The sequence below is a fragment of the Streptomyces sp. NPDC001880 genome (genome assembly GCF_053594575.1).
In genome coordinates, this window is record NZ_JBSFET010000014.1 from 90,855 (window position 1) to 107,165 (window position 16,311).

Genomic DNA, 16,311 nt, shown 5'->3' on the forward strand with positions numbered 1-16,311 from the left:
CGGCCGGCACCGCCGAGAGTACGCGCCGGACGCCGCTCCTTGACGGGCAAACGTTGCCTGCCGCGGCACTGGCCGGGCGCTCTCCGGGCCCTGCCGGCGAGTTCCGGCCCTGCGCTCCCGCTCGCCGGCCGCCTCAGTAGCCGCCGAAACCCACGTGGTCCGCCAGGGCCAGCTCGCGGACGAAGGCCCTCACCCGCAGCAGGCACCGGGCGGCGATGCGGACGGCCGGCGCGTGGTGGGGGCCGTACGCCGCGGTCCAGAGCGCGGGGACGTGCGCGGACGGCTGGATGTGAGTCATACCTCCAGCTTCGGCCCGCGTCCGTGACCGGTCCAACAGACCGGACCGTGGTCCTCGCCGGGCAGGCGCCCAGGGCCGCTCGGTCGGTCTCAGGGGCGCAGTGCGCGCAGCAGCAGGTCGGCCAGATGGTCGGCGACCTCCTGCTGGCTGAGCGGGCCGTCGGGGCGGTACCAGGTGGAGAGGTGGTGGACCGAACCGAAGTGGTAGTCGACGATCAGGTCGGCCGGGGTGGCCGTGGAGAACACCCCGCTGCGCTGCCCCTCCTCCACCAGGGCCCGGAAACACTCGTGGTAGCGCCGCCGCTCCAGCCGGACCTGCTTGTTCTTCTCCGGGCTCAGGTGGTGCATGGACCGGAAGAAGATCGAGGCGTCGTCGAGGTTCTCGATGGTCGTGACGACCACGTCGGCCGCGGCGTCGCGCAGCCGCTGTTCCACGGGAGCGTCGGCCTCGGCGAAGGCGTCGAGGCGCTCCTGCTGGAGGCGCAGCACCCGGGCGTAGATCTCGTGGAGGAGGTCCTCCTTGGAGCCGAAGTAGTGGTAGAGCGCGCCCTTGGTGACGCCCGCCGCCTCGACGATCTCCTGGACCGGGGTGCGGTCGTAGCCCTGCTCGGCGAAGAGCCGGGTGGCGGCGGCCAGCAGCCGCTGAGGGACGGGAGCCGTGTCCCCGTCCGTCGCCTTGGCCATTGCCGCCACCTTCCTTCCGCGTGTATCGGTCTGCCGGGGGAACGCAGTTCCCTCCTGAGGATCTTCCCACTCGCCGTCTTCGGGAGTTCGCTCAGGATCTCGGCCTCGCGCGGGTACTTGTACACGGCAAGCCGTTCCTTGCAGTACGCGCCGGGCCCCTCGGGTTCGGCCGAGGCGCCGGGCCGCAGGCTCGTGCGGGCGCGGACGGTCTCGCCCCGGCGGTCGTCGGGGACGCCGACGACGGCCGCGTCCCGGACCGCCGGGTGGGTGTGGAGGACGTCATCCACCTCACGCGGCCAGACCGTGAAGCTCGGTCATGCGCCGGTCTCCTCCCACTTCTGCTGGAGGTGGTTCATGCTGCCGAGCCAGTGGTCGGTGTCCTTGGCGCGGGCCCGGTAGTACCCGGCGACCTCGGGGTGCGGCAGGACGAGGAAGCGGTCCTCGGCCATGGCGTCGAGGAGCGCTTCGGCGACCGCCTCGGGCTCGATGGCGCTCGGGACGAGGACGAGCTCTCCGGCCGATCCGGCGGCGGTGAGCATGTCCGTACGCACGCCCTGCGGGCAGATCGCGTGGACCTTGATGCCGCGGTGGCGGTAGGTGAGCGAGAGCCATTCGGCGAAGGCGACGACGCCGTGCTTGGTCACGCTGTACGGCGCGGCGCCGATCATCGTCAGCAGTCCGGCGGCGGAGGCGGTGGAGACGAAGCGTCCGCTGCCGCGTTCCAGCCAGTCGGGCAGCAGCGCCCTGGCCGCGCGGACGTGGGCCATCACATTGACGTCCCAGGCCGCGGCCCAGACCTCCTCGTCCGCGAAGACGTCGCCGGGCGAGGCGAGTCCGGCGTTGGCGCAGTAGACGTCGACGGTGCCGTCGAGCGCGTCCCTGGCGGCGTCCACGACCCGCGAGGCGTCGCCGGCGACGGCGACGGCGCCGATCTCCTCGGCCAGCGCCCTGATCCTCGCCTCGTCGAGGTCGTTGACCACGACCCGCGCGCCCTCAGCGGCGAACCGGCGCGCCAGTGCGGCGCCGATGCCTCCGCCGGCCCCTGTGACCACCACGCCCATGCCCTGCACCGCACTCATCTCTCCCGCCTCTCCCAGCCGACCGCACCGGCAGACTAACCAGTCGGTATGCCGGAGCGGAAGGGGTGGAAACCGCCCGGGAAGCACTCCTGTCACACCTGTCACGTCCGGCTCATTCCGTATGGCCTGATCTCCCGCTAGCGTGCGTGACCATGACAGTCGTCGCGATCATGGAGGTAGCCGAATGAGCCTGACCAGACGTGGTTTGCTGGCCGCCGGTGGTGCGGTGGGGGCCCTCGCGGCGACGGCCGCCGGGACCGGGGCCGCGAGCGCCGCCCCCGCCGCGGGCAAGGGCCACGGCCGGGTCCGCACCGGCTTCGACCGGCTGGCGGCGGACGGCTACACGCTGCTGAAGGGCCAGAAGGTCGGGGTCGTCACCAACCCGACCGGGATCACCTCCGACGTGCGCCACATCGTCGATGTGATGCACCCGGACGAGCGGGTGGACCTGATCGCCGTCTTCGGGCCCGAGCACGGCTTCCGGGGCACCGCGCAGGCGGGCGGTTCGGAGGGGCGTTACGACGACCCGGCGACCGGACTGCCGGTCTACGACACGTACTTGAAGAGCGGCCAGCCGCTCGCCGATGTCTTCACGGCGTCCGGCGTGGACACGGTCGTCTTCGACATCCAGGACGCGGGCGCCCGCTTCTACACGTACATCTGGACGCTGTACGACTGCATGGAGGCGGCGGCGCTCGCGGGGAAGCGGTTCGTCGTCCTGGACCGGCCGAACCCGGTGAGCGGGCGGGCGGCACTCGGCCCGGTCCTCGACCCGGCGTTCGGCACGTTCGTGGGCCGCCGGGAGATCGCACAGGCGCACGGCATGACGGTCACGGAGCTTGCGCTGCTCTTCAACGCCCGGTTCCTGGCCGAGCGTCCGGTGGACCTGCGCATCGTCAAGATGTCCGGATGGAAGCGCTCGGACTTCTACGACGCGACCGGGCTGCCGTGGGTCGCGCCGAGCCCCAACATGCCGACGCCCGACACCGCGCTCGTCTACTCGGGCACCTGTCTGTTCGAGGGCACCAACCTCTCCGAGGGGCGCGGCACGACCCGGCCGTTCGAACTGCTCGGTGCGGAGGGCATCGACCACCGTTGGGCAGCGGCCGCGAACGCGCTCGACCTGCCCGGGGTCGCGTTCCGCGAGGCGTACTTCGCGCCGACGTTCTCCAAGTTCCAGGGGAAAACGGTGGGCGGTGTGCAACTGCACGTCCACGACCGCGAGGCCTTCGATCCGGTACGCACGGGCATCGCGCTGCTGGTGACGGCGAAGCGGACCTGGAGCGGGTTCGCCTGGCGCTCGGACAACTGGATCGACAAGCTCACCGGCAACACCCGGGTCCGCACCATGGTCGACGCGGGGGCGGACACGGACGAGGTGGTGGGAGCCTGGTCGGAGGATCTCGCCGCGTTCCGTGCCGTACGGAAGCGGTATCTCCAGTACCGGTGAGACGGGCCGGGCGGGCCCGGAGGATCGGGCCCGCCCGGCACACGGCCCCCGCCCTCACGGACGCGAGCGCCCTACCGGTGGGCGGGGCACTCCACCACCTGCCGGTACGTCGGGCGGTTCTGCCAGTGGATGACCTGCAGACCGATCCCGCCGAGCGGCCGGTGAATGAGGAGTCGGTGCGCTCCGGCGTCTCCATGATGGTGCAGGTACCGCGGCAGCGGTAGTGCGGGCAGTCCCTGGTGGGCGTGGAGCCGTCGGGCTCGCACAGGTCGACGGCGTGGCTGTCGGTGATGTCCTGGCCGGCCGAGGTGGCGCTCCGGGCACAGTCCTGGCCGCAGCCCGTCCGGACGTACATGCCGACGCCGGCGAAGGAGACACCGCGGGCGCTGATGCCCGGCCCCTGGAGTTCCTGGAGCATCATCAACTGCGGGGCGAAGTAGCCGGTCTGCGGGCCGAACACGGCAATGGGGTTCCCGCTCGCGGTGTGCTTCCCGGAGACCAGCAGGGCGTTGGACATGCCACGCTTCTGGGCGCCGGAGCCGGGCAGCGAGCCCTCTGCGGGATGACGCTCCAGCGGCGCCGCATCGGTGGGCCACGCCGAATTCCGGACAACATCAGTCTTCGCGGGATCCGAACGGGGCAGTCGTTCGTCCATCCCTTGACGCCGAAGTACGAGCGACGGAGGTGACGGTGCGGTGGCAGGATTCCGGAGTCTTGCGAGACAGGTGCGCGATCCGCTCAGCGACCTGGCACTGCGGCGGTATTCGCTGCGCAAGTGCCTGGAGAGGTTCGCCCCTTACGGACATCGGGCGACCTGGGACCATCTGTGCACCCGGCACGGAATCGGACCCGAGGACCGGTCCCCCGATCCGGCGCGGCTGATGCGCGCACTGGACGAACTGGAGGCGGCGCGGACGGTCTGGCTCGCGTACGAAGCGGGGTTCGCCGAGCGCCGCAGGCGGGAGAAGCACGACGGGCTGCGCCGGCCCGGCGCGTTCGACGACTGGCACCGGCGCACCTGGGGCGGCCACGGAGTCGCCCGCTGCGAGGACCCGGCGGTGCATCCGTCGGCGCCGCTCGCCGAGGTGCTGAACCGGCTGATCACCGCGCTGGAGTCGGAGCCCGGCACGGCCTGCCCGGTGTGCGCGGACACCGCGATCCACTGGCGGCAGGATCTGCGGTGCGCCCCTTGGGCGGGGCCGGTCTGCACGGGGTGCGGGATCGTGGTGCCGCAGCCGGTGCTCACCTCGCGGGCACTGACGAAGGCCCGGAGCGCACCGCGGCGGGATCTGGCATCGGTGGCCTGACGCGCGACGAGGGCATCCGGCCAGGCCGCGCCCGGCCGGCAGCCGGACGGGCGCGGCCTTCGAAACACGTCCTACGCGCGCTCCGCCGACGGGCGCTCCGGCATCAGGCGCGAGCCGCTGATCCGGCTGCCCGAGACGTCGTTCGGGTTGGAGAGCACACAGTTCTCCAGCGACAGGCAGCCACAGCCGATGCAGTCGGTGAGGTGGTCCCGCAGTCTCCCCAACTGCTCGATGCGGTCGTCCAGTTCGGAGCGCCAGGCCGCGGAGAGCCGTGCCCAGTCCTCGCGGTTCGGGGTGCGCTCCTCGGGGAGTTCGGCGAGGGCGTCACGGATGGTGGCGAGCGGGATGCCGACCCGCTGCGCCGCCCGGACGAACGCGACCCTGCGCAGCGCGTCCCTGCTGTAGCGGCGCTGGTTGCCACTGGTGCGTCGGCTGCTGATCAGGCCCTTGGCCTCGTAGAAGTGCAGGGCGGACACAGCGGCGCCGCTGCGCGCGGAGAGCTGTCCGACCGTGAGTTCATGGAGTATCTGTGGGATCTGGGGCACTCCTCCAACCCTACTGGCCTGCCTCCGGCCGGTCCGTCGTTGACAGGAACGCACCCGCCAACCATGCTGAGCAAGCGCTTAGACAGCGTGACGAACGATGGACCGGAGCCGGAAGGGCAGGACCAGGGACATGGCAGAGCCGAGGATCTTCACGTCCGCGCGGGAGCTGAGCGACGGGGTGGGCGAGCAACTGGGCCACAGCGACTGGCTGGAGGTCGACCAGGAGCGGATCGATCTCTTCGCCGAGGCCACCGGCGACCACCAGTGGATCCATGTGGACCCGGAACGGGCCGCCGACGGGCCGTTCGGCAGGACCATCGCACACGGCTATCTCACGCTCTCGCTGCTGCCGGCGCTCGTACCGCAGATCATGCGGGTCGAGGGCATGAAGATGGGCATCAACTACGGGACGAACAAGGTCCGTTTCCCGTCCACCGTGCCCGTGGGCTCACGGCTGCGCGCCTCGGCCGTCCTGAAGAGCGTCGAGGAGGCCGGGGGCGGGGTGCAGGTCACCGCTGTCGTCACGGTCGAGCGCGAGGGCGGCGACAAGCCGGTGTGCGTGGCCGAGTCGGTGTCCCGCTACTACTTCTGACGACGCGGGCCCGCCACCCCCTAACGCTTGGCTGCGACCATGCGCAGCACGAGGTCGGCGTAGAGTTCGCCGACCTCGTCCGGCGTCCGGCTGCCCTGCGCGTTGAACCAGCGCGCCACGTCGATGCAGAGCGAGAGCACCGCGAGCGTGGTGCCGGGGACGTCGGGGACGTCGAACTCCCCCGCCTGCACGCCCTCGCCGATGATCCGGCGGACCACCGCGTCACTCCTGCGGCGCAGCTCGACGATCTCGGCGCGGTGCTCCTCGCCGAGGGCGTCGAGCTCGTACTGGACCACGCGGGCGGTGGTGTGCCTCTCGGCGTGCCAGCGGACGAAGGACCGTACGGCCTCGGCCAGCCGCTCGGCCGCCGTGCCGCCACCGTCGGCGGCGGCCTCCAGCACGAACAGGGCGCGGTCGTGGCCGATCCTGCTGATCCGGTGGAGCAGCTCTTCCTTCGTCTTGTAGTGGATGTAGAGCGCGGCGGGACTCATCCCCGCCCGGCCCGCGATATCGCGGGTGGTGGTGGCGTGGTACCCGCGCTCGGCGAAGGCGTCGACGGCGGCGACGAGCAGCCGCCGGGCCGCCTCGGGCGTCACCTCGGCCCACGGCGCACTGTCGCCGTCGGTCTCCTCCGCCGTGCTCATCGTCACTCGCCCCTCTCGTCAGCAGGACGAACACCATACCCCGAACCTGAGCAAGCGCTTAGATTCCGTCCGGCGGGACTGTCAGAGCTTCTGGAAGGGGTCGTGCTCGGCAAGGATCTTCTCCAGCCGGGCCTGGTCGACCCGGCTGACGATCTGCCCTGCCTCCTGGCGGTCACGGATGACCTTGGCCAGGGTGAAGCAGGAGGTGACGAGGTAGAGGACACCGATCGCGAGGAATCCGCGGACCCAGGCGTCGGCGTCGAGGAAGTAGATGCCCAGAGCCACCGCGCCGATCGCCACCCCGAAGGAGGCGACGGCCTGGCCGTAGAAGGCTGCGGTGCCCTGCTGCTTGACCGATGCTGTCTCACTCATGGCGCCCAGCATCGGCCGACATGGCGGGCGCCACATCCGCTCGCGTACTCAGTCGGTACTCAGACGCCCGTTCGAGCGGCGGTGCGGCCAGATCTCGGCCCGGTCCCACTCCACGACGTGCGGGGCGATCTCGCGGGCGACGAAGTCCTTGGCGAGCTGCCGGACGGCTCCTGCTCCCCGCCGAGCTCCAGGTCGATCCTTCGGCACTCCACCTTTGGTTAGCACTGCTAGTTTTTCGCTCGCAGACCCTACCATGTGCCGCATGGCCCGACCGCGCAAGCCCCTCCTGAGCAGAGACCGCATCGTCGAGGCGGCGAGCGCACTCGTGGACTCCGAGGGGCTCGACGCCGTGTCCACCCGTCGGCTCGCGGCCGAACTCGGGGTCAGCGGACCCTCGCTCTACAACCACTTCCGCAACAAGGACGAGATCCTGGACGCGGTCGCGGACGCCGTGTCCGCACAGGTCGACCTGTCGATGTTCGACGAGTCGGACACCCGCGACTGGCGATCCGCCCTGCACGACTGGGCCGTCTCCTATCGTGCGGCGCTCACCGAGCACCCGCACATCGTTCCGGTGCTCGCCCAGGGTCCGGGCCGCAGGCCGGCCGGTCTCCGGGTCGCCGACGCGGTGTTCGGCGCGATGGTCAGGGCCGGCTGGCCGCCGGCCCAGGCGACGTACATCGGTGCCCTGATGCGGTACTTCATCACCGGTTCGGCACTGGGCTCCTTCGCCCGGGGTTTCGTCGACGACGAGACGGCGTACGACCCCGCCGACTACCCGCACCTCGGCCAGGCCCACCTGCTGGCCGAACGGCGCCAGAAGGTCGACGAGGGGGCCTTCGAGACCGGGCTGCGGGCCCTGGTCGACGGCCTCTCGCTCCAGTACGAGCTCCTGCCACCGGGCGGAACGGTTCGGCCGGCGCCGAAGCGTTCCTGACGCATTCTGGTTCCCATGGCACGCATGGCACACCCCGACCCGGCAGCGCCCCGCCTCGCCGCCCTGGCCGCGCTCCTCGCCGACGAGACCCGCGCCGCCTTCTGCCTGGCCCTGCTCGACGGCCGCGCCTGGACCGCCGGGGAACTGGCTCGGTACGCCTCCGTGGCGCCGTCGACCGCCAGCGAACACCTCGGCAAGCTCGTCGCGGGCGGGCTGCTGGCCGAGGAACGGCAGGGCCGCCACCGCTATCTGCGGCTGGCCGACGAACGGATCGCGCACCTCGTCGAGGATCTGGCGGCCCACGTCGTCCCCGGCCCCGCGCCCGAGCGGCCGCGCACCCTCGGCGCGGTGAACGCGGGCAGCGCGATGGCCCGAGGCCGCACCTGTTACGACCATCTCGCGGGGCGGATCGGCATCGCGATCACCGACGCGATGACCGTACGGGGGCTGCTGGAGCAGGACACCGGCTTCGCGCTGACCGACGTGGGTCTGCGCTGGTTCGACGAGCTGGGTATCGGCCTGGAGACCGGTTCGCGGCGTCCCCTCGTACGGAGCTGTCTGGACTGGACGGAGCGCAGGCCGCACCTCGCCGGGGTCGCGGGCGCCGCGCTGTGCCGCCACGCGCTGGACACCGGATGGTGCGTACGGATCGGGTCCGGGCGCGCGGTGAAGGCCACCCCGGACGGGGAGCGGGCGCTGTACGAGCACCTCGGCATCGAGGCCGCGACCATTCGGTAGCGGCGCCGACGTCCTCGGCCCCGCCAGGCCGGGACCTCGGCGATGACCTGTTCGTCCGCCGGGTTCACGACCGCGATCGTGTCCCGTCCCGCGGCGGGCCGCCAGGCCCCGTCGATGTACATGCCGTCGTGGGCCTTCATCGCTGTTCCTCCCGGTCACCGTTGCGGACGGGGTCGTCCGCAAGCCGAACCAGTGCCCCGGCAGGCACCGTTCGCCCCGTCGCCGCGCACGGCACGCGCTCTCGCCGCACCGCCCGAAAGCCCGAGTACATCCAGTACGAGGACTTCCGGCCGGCACGCCTGGAACACGCACCGCGCGCCGCTCCTCGACGGGCGAACGTCGCCTGCCGCGGCACTGACGCTGCGGGTTCTCCGGCGCCGGAGACGCCGGTCATGCCAGGGGCTGCCGGTCGAGTTCCCCGTGCTCCGCACCGGGGTTCTCGAACTGGGTGCGGTACAGCTCCTCGTACCGGCCGCCTGCCGCGAGGAGTTCGTCGTGGGTACCACGCTGCACGATCCGCCCGTCCTCCACGACCAGGATGAGGTCGGCGGTCCGTACCGTGGAGAGCCGGTGGGCGATCACGACCGCGGTGCGTCCGGCGAGCGCCTCGGTCAGTGCCTCCTGGACGGCTGCCTCGGAGGTGTTGTCGAGGTGGGCGGTGGCCTCGTCGAGGATGACGACGCGCTGGCGGGCCAGGAGCAGCCGGGCGATGGTCAGCCGCTGGCGTTCGCCGCCGGAGAGCCGGTAGCCGCGTTCGCCGACGACGGTGTCGAGCCCGTCGGGCAGTGAGGCGACGAGTCCGTCCAGGCGTGCACGGCGCAGCGCGTCCCAGAGGTCCTCCTCGGCGGCTTCGGGGCGGGCGAGCAGCAGGTTGGCGCGCACCGACTCGTGGAAGAGGTGGCCGTCCTGGGTGACCATGCCGAGGGTGTCGCGCAGGGTGTCGGCGGTCAGGTCGCGTACGTCGACGCCGCCGATGCGGACAACGCCCTCGTCCGTGTCGTACAGCCGCGGCAGCAGTTGGGCGATGGTCGACTTGCCCGCGCCGGAGGAGCCGACGAGCGCCACCGTCTGGCCGGGCTCGGCACGGAAGGAGACCCCGCGCAGTACTTCGCCGCCGCCGCGGGTGTCGAGGCTCGCGACGTCCTCCAGCGAGGCGAGCGAGACCTTGTCGGCGGACGGGTAGCCGAAACGCACCCGGTCGAACTCGACGGACACCGGGCCGTCCGGGACCGTCCGGGCATCCGGCTTCTGGTCGATGAGCGGCTTGAGGTCGAGGACCTCGAAGACCCGCTCGAAGCTGACGAGTGCGCTCATCACCTCGACGCGTGCCCCGGCGAGAGCGGTGAGCGGTGCGTACAGCCGGGTCAGCAGGAGGGCGAGGGCCACGACGGCGCCCGCGTCGAGCCGCCCGCGCAGTGCGTAGTACCCGCCGAGCCCGTAGACGAGGGCGAGGGCCAGCGCGGACACGAGAGTGAGGGCGGTGATGAACGCGGACTGGGCCATGGCCGTGCGTACGCCGATGTCGCGCACCCGGCCGGCTCTGACGGCGAATTCGGCGGACTCGTCGGCGGGGCGGCCGAAGAGCTTGATCAGGGTGGCGCCGGGGGCGGAGAAGCGCTCGGTCATCCGGGTGCCCATCGCGGCGTTGTGGGCTGCGGCCTCCCGTTGGAGCCTCGCCATCCGGGTGCCCATACGGCGCGCCGGCAGCACGAACACCGGCAGCAGCACCAGCGCGAGCACAGTGATCTGCCAGGAGATGGAGAGCATGACGCCAAGGGTGAGCAGCAGCGTCACGACATTGCTGACGACGCCGGACAGTGTGTTGCTGAAGGCGCGCTGGGCCCCGATGACGTCGTTGTTGAGGCGGCTGACGAGCGCGCCGGTGCGGGTCCGGGTGAAGAAGGCGACCGGCATGCGCTGCACATGGTCGAAGACGGCGGTGCGCAGATCGAGGATCAGGCCCTCGCCGAGATTGGCCGAGAGCCAGCGGCCGGCCAGGCCCAGTGCGGCCTCCGCGACGGCAATCACGGCGATGAGGAGGGACAGCCGGGTGACGGTGCCCGAGTCCTTGCCGGCCACGATCGCGTTCACGACACGGCCGGCGAGCAGGGGGGTGGCGACGGCGAGCAGCGCCGTCGCCACGCTCAGGATCAGGAAGAGGCCGACACGGCGCCGGTGCGGGCGGGCGAAGACGGCGATGCGCCGCAGGGTGTTCCGGTCGAAGGGGCGTCGGTCCGCTTGCGCGTTCATGACGTTGTGGAGCTGTGTCCACGCCGTGGTTTCCATGCTCATGGGAGGAACGTACGACCTCCAGTGGACTTGAGGTCAACGGCCGGGTTCCGGCGGCAGCGCACTGCCGCCGACGGGTGTCGGGCGCCGCTGCGGTCGGCGGAGCGCCGGCCGGGCCGGGGTGCCGGGGTGCCGGGCCGGGGTGCCGGGCCGGCCGGGGCGCAGGGTGGCCCGGTTCGGGTCCAGCCCCTCGAAGCCCTCGCCCTCGTCCGGCCGAGTGCGGTGGCTCCCCCGTGCAGGCCGGCCTGTCCGCTGAAGGACAGCCGGTCGGCGTCGGTCAGTCCGTGAGCCGGACCCGCCGAAGAAGCCACCACACATCCTCACTGTCAGTCCAGGACGCGTGCCAGATAGGCCCGTAGCAGGATGCGGGTCTCGGCGACGATGGCCGGGTCACCCGACGGGTCGGTGCGGAAGGCGAGTTGGAGGAGGGCGTCGGCGGCCTCGACGCAGACCAGGACGGTGCGCGACAGATCCTCGTCAGAGGCGCCGCCCAGGTACCCGGAGAGCAGTTCGGCAAGCCGGCCGGCGACCCGCTGGTTGGCGTCATTGGCGGGGTCGTCCTCGGGGGCCGGAGCGCCGAAGTCGACGAGGGCGAATCCGGCCACGGAGCGCTTCATCGCCAGGTATTCGTCCAGTACGGCGTCGATGGCGCCGCGCCAGTCGGTGGGCGGGATGACGGCCAGGCGGGCGGTGATGCGCTCGGCGTAGCTGTCCAGATTGCGCCGGGCCAGTGCGTCGGTCAGCGCGCGTTTGTTGGAGAAGAACCGGTAGACGGAGCCGATGGGGACCCCGGCACGGATGGCCACCGCCCGGGTGGACAGCTGCTCGTAGCCGGTCTCGTCGAGGAGTTCGGCGCAGGCGTCGAGTATCCGGGCGAGGCGTTCGGCGCTGCGCTGCTGCACAGGGGCGCGGCGGAGGTTCGTGTTCGTATGGGGCACGGGCTCCATGATGCCGTGGGTCTCCTCTGCTGCGGGTGGCCGGTGTGTTCCGGGTCGGCCGGCGGGCGGGTGACCACTGGTGTCCGGCGCGGTTCTCACGCGATGAGCAGAGACAGTCCGCCGATGGTGTACGTGACCATCAGGACCAGCAGCGGGAGTTGCCCCGCGACGGCGCGGCCGGGCGGAAAGAGGCGTACGGACCGGTCGTGAGCGGCGATGACGCCGAGTACGTGGCCGAGAACGATCGCGGCGACCTGGAGGGTGGCGACCCCGCCGGGGCCCAGAAACGGCTCGGGCGGGGCCGGATTGTCAGTGCCGGATGCCATCATGACCGTGCGTGGCCCTTCGGTGACGAAGAGCGTGAAGTAGTGGGCGACGAGATAGCCGAGCGCGATCGGGACGAGCGAGTGGGCGAAGGCGGTGAGCGGGTGGCTCAGCTGACCGGAGATCAGCCGGACGGCGCCGGTGCACAGGGCGTAGAGGGCGGCCACGAGGGCGACGGCGCCCAGGAGTCCGAGCGTGGCCGCGGTGGTGCGGCCCAGGGGTGAGGTCTGGACGGTGGTGATCCAGGACGGGGAGTCGGAGAAGCCGTCGTAGGCGGTGGAGCCGAGCATGACGCAGACGGTGGCGACGAGTCCGGGGACCTGCGGGGTGGAGTCGAGTCCGTTGAACGGGGAGCGGAGGACGAGGCGGCGGTCGGCGGGGCGGCGGCCGAGCAGGGAGAGCCGGGAGAGCAGCCCGGAGTAGACCTCGAAGGCGTCCGCCCGGTCGAACCACCCGGCGCCGTGGCGGGCGGCGCCCGCGAGGTGGACGGCGGTGTGGAGCGAGAGGAAGAGCAGGAGGGTGGTGGCCGACGCCGGGTCGGGGGCGACGAGTTCGAGCCAGGTGAAGGCGAGGAGCCCGGCGGCGGCGGGCCACAGACCGAGCCGTGCGGGAAGGGGCCGCCCCGCGGCGGGGTCGCGGCCCAGTGCGCGGCAGCCGAGGAGGTGGACGGTGCGCAGCGGGTTGAGCAGCCGCCAGACGGGACCGAGGAGGAGCGATGCAGGCACCAGCCCGACCCAGAGGAGTACGTATACGGACCCGGGGGCGGGGTTGCGGTCCGGGTCGTCCGGGCCGAGGAGGAGGTGGAGCGTGACGTACAGGGCGGCGGCGAGGCCGAGCACGCGCAGCGCGATACGGGTGGGGCGGGCGTCGGCGAAGCGCTGGAGGGCGGACGGGAGCGGACGGCCCGCCCGGTCGCCGCGGAAGCGTGAGGCGGACCAGAGCAGGCCGAGCGCGAGGAAGGAGACGAAGAGCGCGGCGAAGGCACCGGCGAAGGCGTAGAAGGGGGAGAGCGGCAGGTCGTGCTGGGCGCCGATGCCGTGGGCGAGGACGCTCACCGTACGACGAGTTGGGTGAGGAGCAGGCCGGACTCATGGGTCTCGACCTCGAAGAGCCCGCTGCGGTCGGCGGTGAAGGTGAGGGTGACGGTCTTTCCGGCGGGCAGCCGGGCCTCCTTGTCGTAGCCGTGGACATGGAGGGCGTCGGCGCGGTCGCTTCGGACCCGGAGTTCGACGGTTCGGCCCTTCTTGATCTCGGTGCGGCCGGGGTCCGGGCTGACCTTGCCGTGGGAGACGACGATCTCAAGTGTGGTGCCGGGATGGGGTGTTGCCGGTCTGCTCTCCTCGGGGGGGGAGGCCGACCCGGAGGGAGCGGCGAGGGAGGCGGTGGCCTGGACGGGGGTGGAGTTCACCGCCCAGGCGGTGTGGTCGTCGGCGTAGAGCCGTGCGGTGAGGCCGGTGCCGCCGCCGGCGGCGCGGACGACGGAGGCGGGGAGGTGGAACCAGGAGCCGTAGACGCGGGCGAGGGGGTGGCCGTCGAGGAACAGCCGGGCGTGGCCGCGCCCGTGGAGCGCGGCGCCGCCCACACTGTCCGGGGTGAACCTGAAGTTCCGTACGGAGAGATGGACGTTCCATCCGTCCTCGGAGTCGGGTCGTACGGCGACCGTCACCGCGGGGGCGCCCTCGGCGTCGACCTGGCGCAGCCGGTTGCCGGAGCCGTCGTCGTCGGCGAGCAGTCGGCCGACGTTGCCGCCGGCCTGCTCATGGCTGGTGCCGGGTTTGTGGTGAGTGGTGGCCCGCCCGCCGCAGGCGCTCGCACCGAACACGAGGGCGCCCGCGGTGAGCACGGTGACGGCGGCGGCGACCGGGCGGGGGAACCGAAGCAGCCGGATGGTCCGCGGCGGTGTACCTGAACGCTTCACGATGCGTCTCCTTCCGGGGCAGGACCCGGAGTCGGGGCAGAGCCCGGAGTCGGGGCAGGCCCCGGAGTCGGGGCAGGCCCCGGAGTCGGGGCGGGGGCGTCGTCCGGGGCCGGGGTCCCGGTCTCCTCCGGCGGGGTGCGGTCACCGTGGCGGGCGGCGGCGATCACGGCCCACACCACCCAGACCACGCCGAGCAGTCCCCGCACCCAGGCCGGGCTGAGCGGAATCCACGGGATCATGAACACGGCCTTGTCCACGGCGTCGAGCAGCGTGAGCGCGCCGAGCACCACCGTGGTCCGGCCCAGCCAGGGCCGTTCCCTGCGGAGCACGAGACCGATGCCGGTCCACCACACCCCGGTCAGCAGCAGTGCCAGCGCGGGCACATGGGTGGCGGCCAGCCCCATGGTCGATCCGGCCACGTCGAGTCCGAGGCCGATCACGCCGAGCCCCGTGGCCACCGCGGCGAGCCGGCTGCCGCGCAGCCTGCGCCACCACAACACCCCGCCGACCAGCGCGAGCACCACCGCGACCGCCAGCGCTATTTGCACCTCGATGCGCTCGATGCCACGCGCCCCGTACCAGTCGCAGCCGGCCGGCAGCCGGCGCGCCTGCACGTTGTAGTCGGCGCAGACCAGCAGCTGGGCGAGTTTGACCGGTTCGCCGACGAGCCGGTCGGTGCGCACGGACACGTCACCGCGCGCGGAGCCGCAGTCGGGCAGGGCGCGCGGCGAGGACGGCCCGGCGTCCGCCTGCCAGCAGTTGCCCTCGCCCTGGCCGTCCCACCACACATCGGTGCGGTTGGGCCGGGAGTTGCCCGCCTTGTCCCTGCCGAGGCGGTTGCCCGCGTACCGGTTGTGGTGCGAGGTGTCGGCCTGCTTGGCCATCGCGTCCTCACCGCGGATGAAGGCGGGCACGGCGGTCAGGACGAAGGCGGCACGCTGGTGCCCGTAGATCCAGTTGTTCTCGTACAGATTCCAGTTGCCGCCCGCGGTGATGATGCCGGAGCCGGGCGGCATGGAGATCTGCGGGCAGACGACGCCCTCCTCGTAGCCCCGGTCCACCGGCGGCTTGGCGCAGGTGCCGTCGGCGACGTAGCGGTAGTAGTCGGCGTTGTTGTCGTGGATCAGGTTGCGTTCGAAGCGGGCGTGGTTCTGCGGCAGTCCGGGGTGGCCGGGAAAGGCGCTGTCCATCGAGGCGCCGCCCATGTTGTGGTCGAACTCGTTGTCGTGGACATAGACGGAGTCGCCTGCGGTGCCGGAGTAGCCGACCATGTTGTGGTGGCTGCGGCAGCCGGTGATCTCGATGGAGTAGCGCGGCACGTCGTAGCCGTAGGCGTCGTTGATGTTCGACGCGCTGCCGGGGTAGATGCCGGAGTCGCCGTTTCCGTACGACTCGCAGTTCTTGTACAGCCCGTGGTCGCTCGCGAAGGTCAGGAAGCCGTACTCGTCGTTCCAGCGGGTGAGGACGGAGTCGATGACGAAGCCGTCCTGGGCCAGTACGTACAGGGAGTTGAAGGTGGTGCGCTGGGCGGTGAAGTTCCGGAAGTAGATGCCGTCGGAACCGTCCGCCCGGATCGCGTTGAGCTTCTGGTACTTGGCGTCGACGACCACGTCCGTGCGCTCGGCGCCGGTGCCCTCGATCTGGAGGTCCTTCTTGCCGAGGACCGCCACCAGGTTCTGGTTGTGCGGACACCGCTGCTGCTGGGCGTACGAGAGGATCTGGTAGCCGAGCTGGGAGTTGGGCGCCTTCAGCCGGGCGCACTGTCCGGTCGGCTCGGGCAGCGAGGGCTCCTCCTCGTACAGGCCGGGCAGGACGGCTATGTTCATGCCGGGCCTGTCGACCGCGTCCACCGCCTGTTGCAGATGGCGGTAGCCGGAGTCCTGGCACCGGTCGAAGAGCTTGAGGTTCCGGGTCCGCAGCTTCTCCGGGAAGCGGGACACCCGGCGCTCGAAGTCCGCCCGGTCGCTCTTGCAGACCAGGAGGTCGGGTTCCCCGGTGCGGTATTCGGGGACGCTGCCGGTTCCGTCGGGCAGAGTGACCGGACGTTCCTCGTGCGCCTGGGCGGCCGGGGCCGCGAGGAGGGCGGAGGCGAGCGCCGCCAGGACCACCAGAAGTCTTCGTGTCCACGACATGTGCGGGAGAGTAGAGCATTGTTCATCTTTTTGAACCCCCTCGTGCGCCATGAATGCCGTTGACT

At 71.7% G+C, this 16,311-nt stretch carries 17 protein-coding genes and 3 pseudogenes; 5 read left to right on the plus strand and 15 right to left on the minus strand.

Annotation, left to right across the window (positions count from 1 at the left end; all coding sequences use genetic code 11):
* Nucleotides 1-133: 133 nt before the first annotated feature.
* From ACWCQ6_RS11770 to ACWCQ6_RS11785, 4 genes and pseudogenes are all read right to left on the minus strand, one after another.
* Nucleotides 134-298, minus strand: coding sequence for a hypothetical protein (locus tag ACWCQ6_RS11770; RefSeq protein WP_451087973.1), 165 nt, complete (start codon nt 296-298; stop codon nt 134-136).
* An 89-nt stretch (nt 299-387) separates the two neighbouring features.
* The gene (locus tag ACWCQ6_RS11775) at nt 388-981 is read right to left on the minus strand and encodes a TetR/AcrR family transcriptional regulator (protein ID WP_451087975.1); all 594 of its coding nucleotides are present in this window, start codon (nt 979-981) and stop codon (nt 388-390) included.
* Nucleotides 982-1,016: 35 nt separating this feature from the next.
* Nucleotides 1,017-1,289 (minus strand): annotated as a pseudogene (locus ACWCQ6_RS11780) (AMP-binding enzyme); the annotation flags it as partial.
* Between the two features lie 6 nt (nt 1,290-1,295).
* Nucleotides 1,296-2,060, minus strand: a complete 765-nt coding sequence (locus ACWCQ6_RS11785; protein ID WP_451087977.1) for an SDR family oxidoreductase — start codon at nt 2,058-2,060, stop codon at nt 1,296-1,298.
* A gap of 184 nt (nt 2,061-2,244) precedes the next feature.
* Here ACWCQ6_RS11785 and ACWCQ6_RS11790 point away from each other — a divergent pair, with 184 nt between their 5' ends.
* Entirely contained in the window at nt 2,245-3,510 is a 1,266-nt protein-coding gene (locus ACWCQ6_RS11790; RefSeq protein WP_451087979.1) for an exo-beta-N-acetylmuramidase NamZ family protein, read from the plus strand.
* A gap of 169 nt (nt 3,511-3,679) precedes the next feature.
* On the opposite strand, the pseudogene ACWCQ6_RS11795 reads toward ACWCQ6_RS11790, so the two are convergent.
* Nucleotides 3,680-4,087 (minus strand): annotated as a pseudogene (locus ACWCQ6_RS11795) (penicillin acylase family protein); the annotation flags it as partial.
* A 118-nt stretch (nt 4,088-4,205) separates the two neighbouring features.
* On the opposite strand from ACWCQ6_RS11795, the gene ACWCQ6_RS11800 reads away from it, so the two are divergent.
* Nucleotides 4,206-4,817, plus strand: a complete 612-nt coding sequence (locus ACWCQ6_RS11800; RefSeq protein ID WP_451087981.1) for a hypothetical protein — start codon at nt 4,206-4,208, stop codon at nt 4,815-4,817.
* A gap of 71 nt (nt 4,818-4,888) precedes the next feature.
* Here the strand turns inward: ACWCQ6_RS11800 and soxR are convergent, their stop codons facing one another.
* Entirely contained in the window at nt 4,889-5,362 is a 474-nt protein-coding gene (soxR, locus tag ACWCQ6_RS11805; RefSeq protein WP_451087983.1) for a redox-sensitive transcriptional activator SoxR, read from the minus strand.
* A gap of 130 nt (nt 5,363-5,492) precedes the next feature.
* On the opposite strand from soxR, the gene ACWCQ6_RS11810 reads away from it, so the two are divergent.
* Nucleotides 5,493-5,954 (plus strand): MaoC family dehydratase, encoded by a 462-nt coding sequence (locus ACWCQ6_RS11810; protein WP_451087985.1) that lies wholly within the window; start codon nt 5,493-5,495, stop codon nt 5,952-5,954.
* A 20-nt stretch (nt 5,955-5,974) separates the two neighbouring features.
* Here the strand turns inward: ACWCQ6_RS11810 and ACWCQ6_RS11815 are convergent, their stop codons facing one another.
* From ACWCQ6_RS11815 to ACWCQ6_RS11825, 3 genes are all read right to left on the minus strand, one after another.
* Nucleotides 5,975-6,598 (minus strand): TetR family transcriptional regulator, encoded by a 624-nt coding sequence (locus ACWCQ6_RS11815; RefSeq protein ID WP_451087987.1) that lies wholly within the window; start codon nt 6,596-6,598, stop codon nt 5,975-5,977.
* 81 nt (nt 6,599-6,679) lie between these two features.
* Entirely contained in the window at nt 6,680-6,970 is a 291-nt protein-coding gene (locus ACWCQ6_RS11820; RefSeq protein ID WP_451087989.1) for a YiaA/YiaB family inner membrane protein, read from the minus strand.
* A 48-nt stretch (nt 6,971-7,018) separates the two neighbouring features.
* Nucleotides 7,019-7,177: a hypothetical protein gene (locus ACWCQ6_RS11825; protein WP_451088051.1), complete on the minus strand. Its 159-nt coding sequence runs from the start codon at nt 7,175-7,177 to the stop codon at nt 7,019-7,021.
* 55 nt (nt 7,178-7,232) lie between these two features.
* On the opposite strand from ACWCQ6_RS11825, the gene ACWCQ6_RS11830 reads away from it, so the two are divergent.
* Together ACWCQ6_RS11830 and ACWCQ6_RS11835 are read left to right on the plus strand one after the other, a co-directional pair.
* Complete coding sequence (locus ACWCQ6_RS11830; protein WP_451087991.1) at nt 7,233-7,907, plus strand: TetR/AcrR family transcriptional regulator; 675 nt, start codon at nt 7,233-7,235, stop codon at nt 7,905-7,907.
* 15 nt (nt 7,908-7,922) lie between these two features.
* Nucleotides 7,923-8,645, plus strand: a complete 723-nt coding sequence (locus ACWCQ6_RS11835) for an ArsR/SmtB family transcription factor (RefSeq protein WP_451087993.1) — start codon at nt 7,923-7,925, stop codon at nt 8,643-8,645.
* Here ACWCQ6_RS11835 and ACWCQ6_RS11840 read toward each other — a convergent pair.
* The 6 genes and pseudogenes from ACWCQ6_RS11840 to ACWCQ6_RS11865 all read right to left on the minus strand — a co-directional run.
* A pseudogene (locus ACWCQ6_RS11840) lies at nt 8,548-8,785 on the minus strand (hypothetical protein); the annotation flags it as partial. The gene ACWCQ6_RS11835 and the pseudogene ACWCQ6_RS11840 sit on opposite strands and share 98 nt — an antisense overlap.
* Nucleotides 8,786-9,035: 250 nt before the next feature.
* Nucleotides 9,036-10,937 (minus strand): ABC transporter ATP-binding protein, encoded by a 1,902-nt coding sequence (locus ACWCQ6_RS11845; RefSeq protein ID WP_451087995.1) that lies wholly within the window; start codon nt 10,935-10,937, stop codon nt 9,036-9,038.
* Between the two features lie 323 nt (nt 10,938-11,260).
* Complete coding sequence (locus tag ACWCQ6_RS11850) at nt 11,261-11,881, minus strand: TetR family transcriptional regulator (protein ID WP_451087997.1); 621 nt, start codon at nt 11,879-11,881, stop codon at nt 11,261-11,263.
* 86 nt (nt 11,882-11,967) lie between these two features.
* The gene (locus ACWCQ6_RS11855; RefSeq protein WP_451087999.1) at nt 11,968-13,251 is read right to left on the minus strand and encodes a hypothetical protein; all 1,284 of its coding nucleotides are present in this window, start codon (nt 13,249-13,251) and stop codon (nt 11,968-11,970) included.
* The gene (locus ACWCQ6_RS11860; RefSeq protein WP_451088001.1) at nt 13,248-14,114 is read right to left on the minus strand and encodes a hypothetical protein; all 867 of its coding nucleotides are present in this window, start codon (nt 14,112-14,114) and stop codon (nt 13,248-13,250) included. Before ACWCQ6_RS11860 ends, ACWCQ6_RS11855 begins: the two co-directional genes overlap by 4 nt.
* A complete protein-coding gene (locus tag ACWCQ6_RS11865; RefSeq protein WP_451088003.1) occupies nt 14,111-16,246 on the minus strand; it encodes a right-handed parallel beta-helix repeat-containing protein in 2,136 nt (711 codons plus the stop codon). Before ACWCQ6_RS11865 ends, ACWCQ6_RS11860 begins: the two co-directional genes overlap by 4 nt.
* Nucleotides 16,247-16,311: the final 65 nt, after the last annotated feature.

What these genes read in the sequence shown, in the direction of transcription:
- ACWCQ6_RS11770 (WP_451087973.1), bottom strand. Translation starts at nt 298, where the DNA reads ATGACTCACATCCAGCCGTCCGCGCACGTCCCCGCGCTCTGGACCGCG.
- ACWCQ6_RS11775 (WP_451087975.1), bottom strand. Translation starts at nt 981, where the DNA reads ATGGCCAAGGCGACGGACGGGGACACGGCTCCCGTCCCTCAGCGGCTG.
- ACWCQ6_RS11785 (WP_451087977.1), bottom strand. Translation starts at nt 2,060, where the DNA reads ATGAGTGCGGTGCAGGGCATGGGCGTGGTGGTCACAGGGGCCGGCGGA.
- ACWCQ6_RS11790 (WP_451087979.1), top strand. Translation starts at nt 2,245, where the DNA reads ATGAGCCTGACCAGACGTGGTTTGCTGGCCGCCGGTGGTGCGGTGGGG.
- ACWCQ6_RS11810 (WP_451087985.1), top strand. Translation starts at nt 5,493, where the DNA reads ATGGCAGAGCCGAGGATCTTCACGTCCGCGCGGGAGCTGAGCGACGGG.
- ACWCQ6_RS11815 (WP_451087987.1), bottom strand. Translation starts at nt 6,598, where the DNA reads ATGAGCACGGCGGAGGAGACCGACGGCGACAGTGCGCCGTGGGCCGAG.
- ACWCQ6_RS11820 (WP_451087989.1), bottom strand. Translation starts at nt 6,970, where the DNA reads ATGAGTGAGACAGCATCGGTCAAGCAGCAGGGCACCGCAGCCTTCTAC.
- ACWCQ6_RS11830 (WP_451087991.1), top strand. Translation starts at nt 7,233, where the DNA reads ATGGCCCGACCGCGCAAGCCCCTCCTGAGCAGAGACCGCATCGTCGAG.
- ACWCQ6_RS11835 (WP_451087993.1), top strand. Translation starts at nt 7,923, where the DNA reads ATGGCACGCATGGCACACCCCGACCCGGCAGCGCCCCGCCTCGCCGCC.
- ACWCQ6_RS11845 (WP_451087995.1), bottom strand. Translation starts at nt 10,937, where the DNA reads ATGAGCATGGAAACCACGGCGTGGACACAGCTCCACAACGTCATGAAC.
- ACWCQ6_RS11850 (WP_451087997.1), bottom strand. Translation starts at nt 11,881, where the DNA reads ATGGAGCCCGTGCCCCATACGAACACGAACCTCCGCCGCGCCCCTGTG.
- ACWCQ6_RS11865 (WP_451088003.1), bottom strand. Translation starts at nt 16,246, where the DNA reads ATGTCGTGGACACGAAGACTTCTGGTGGTCCTGGCGGCGCTCGCCTCC.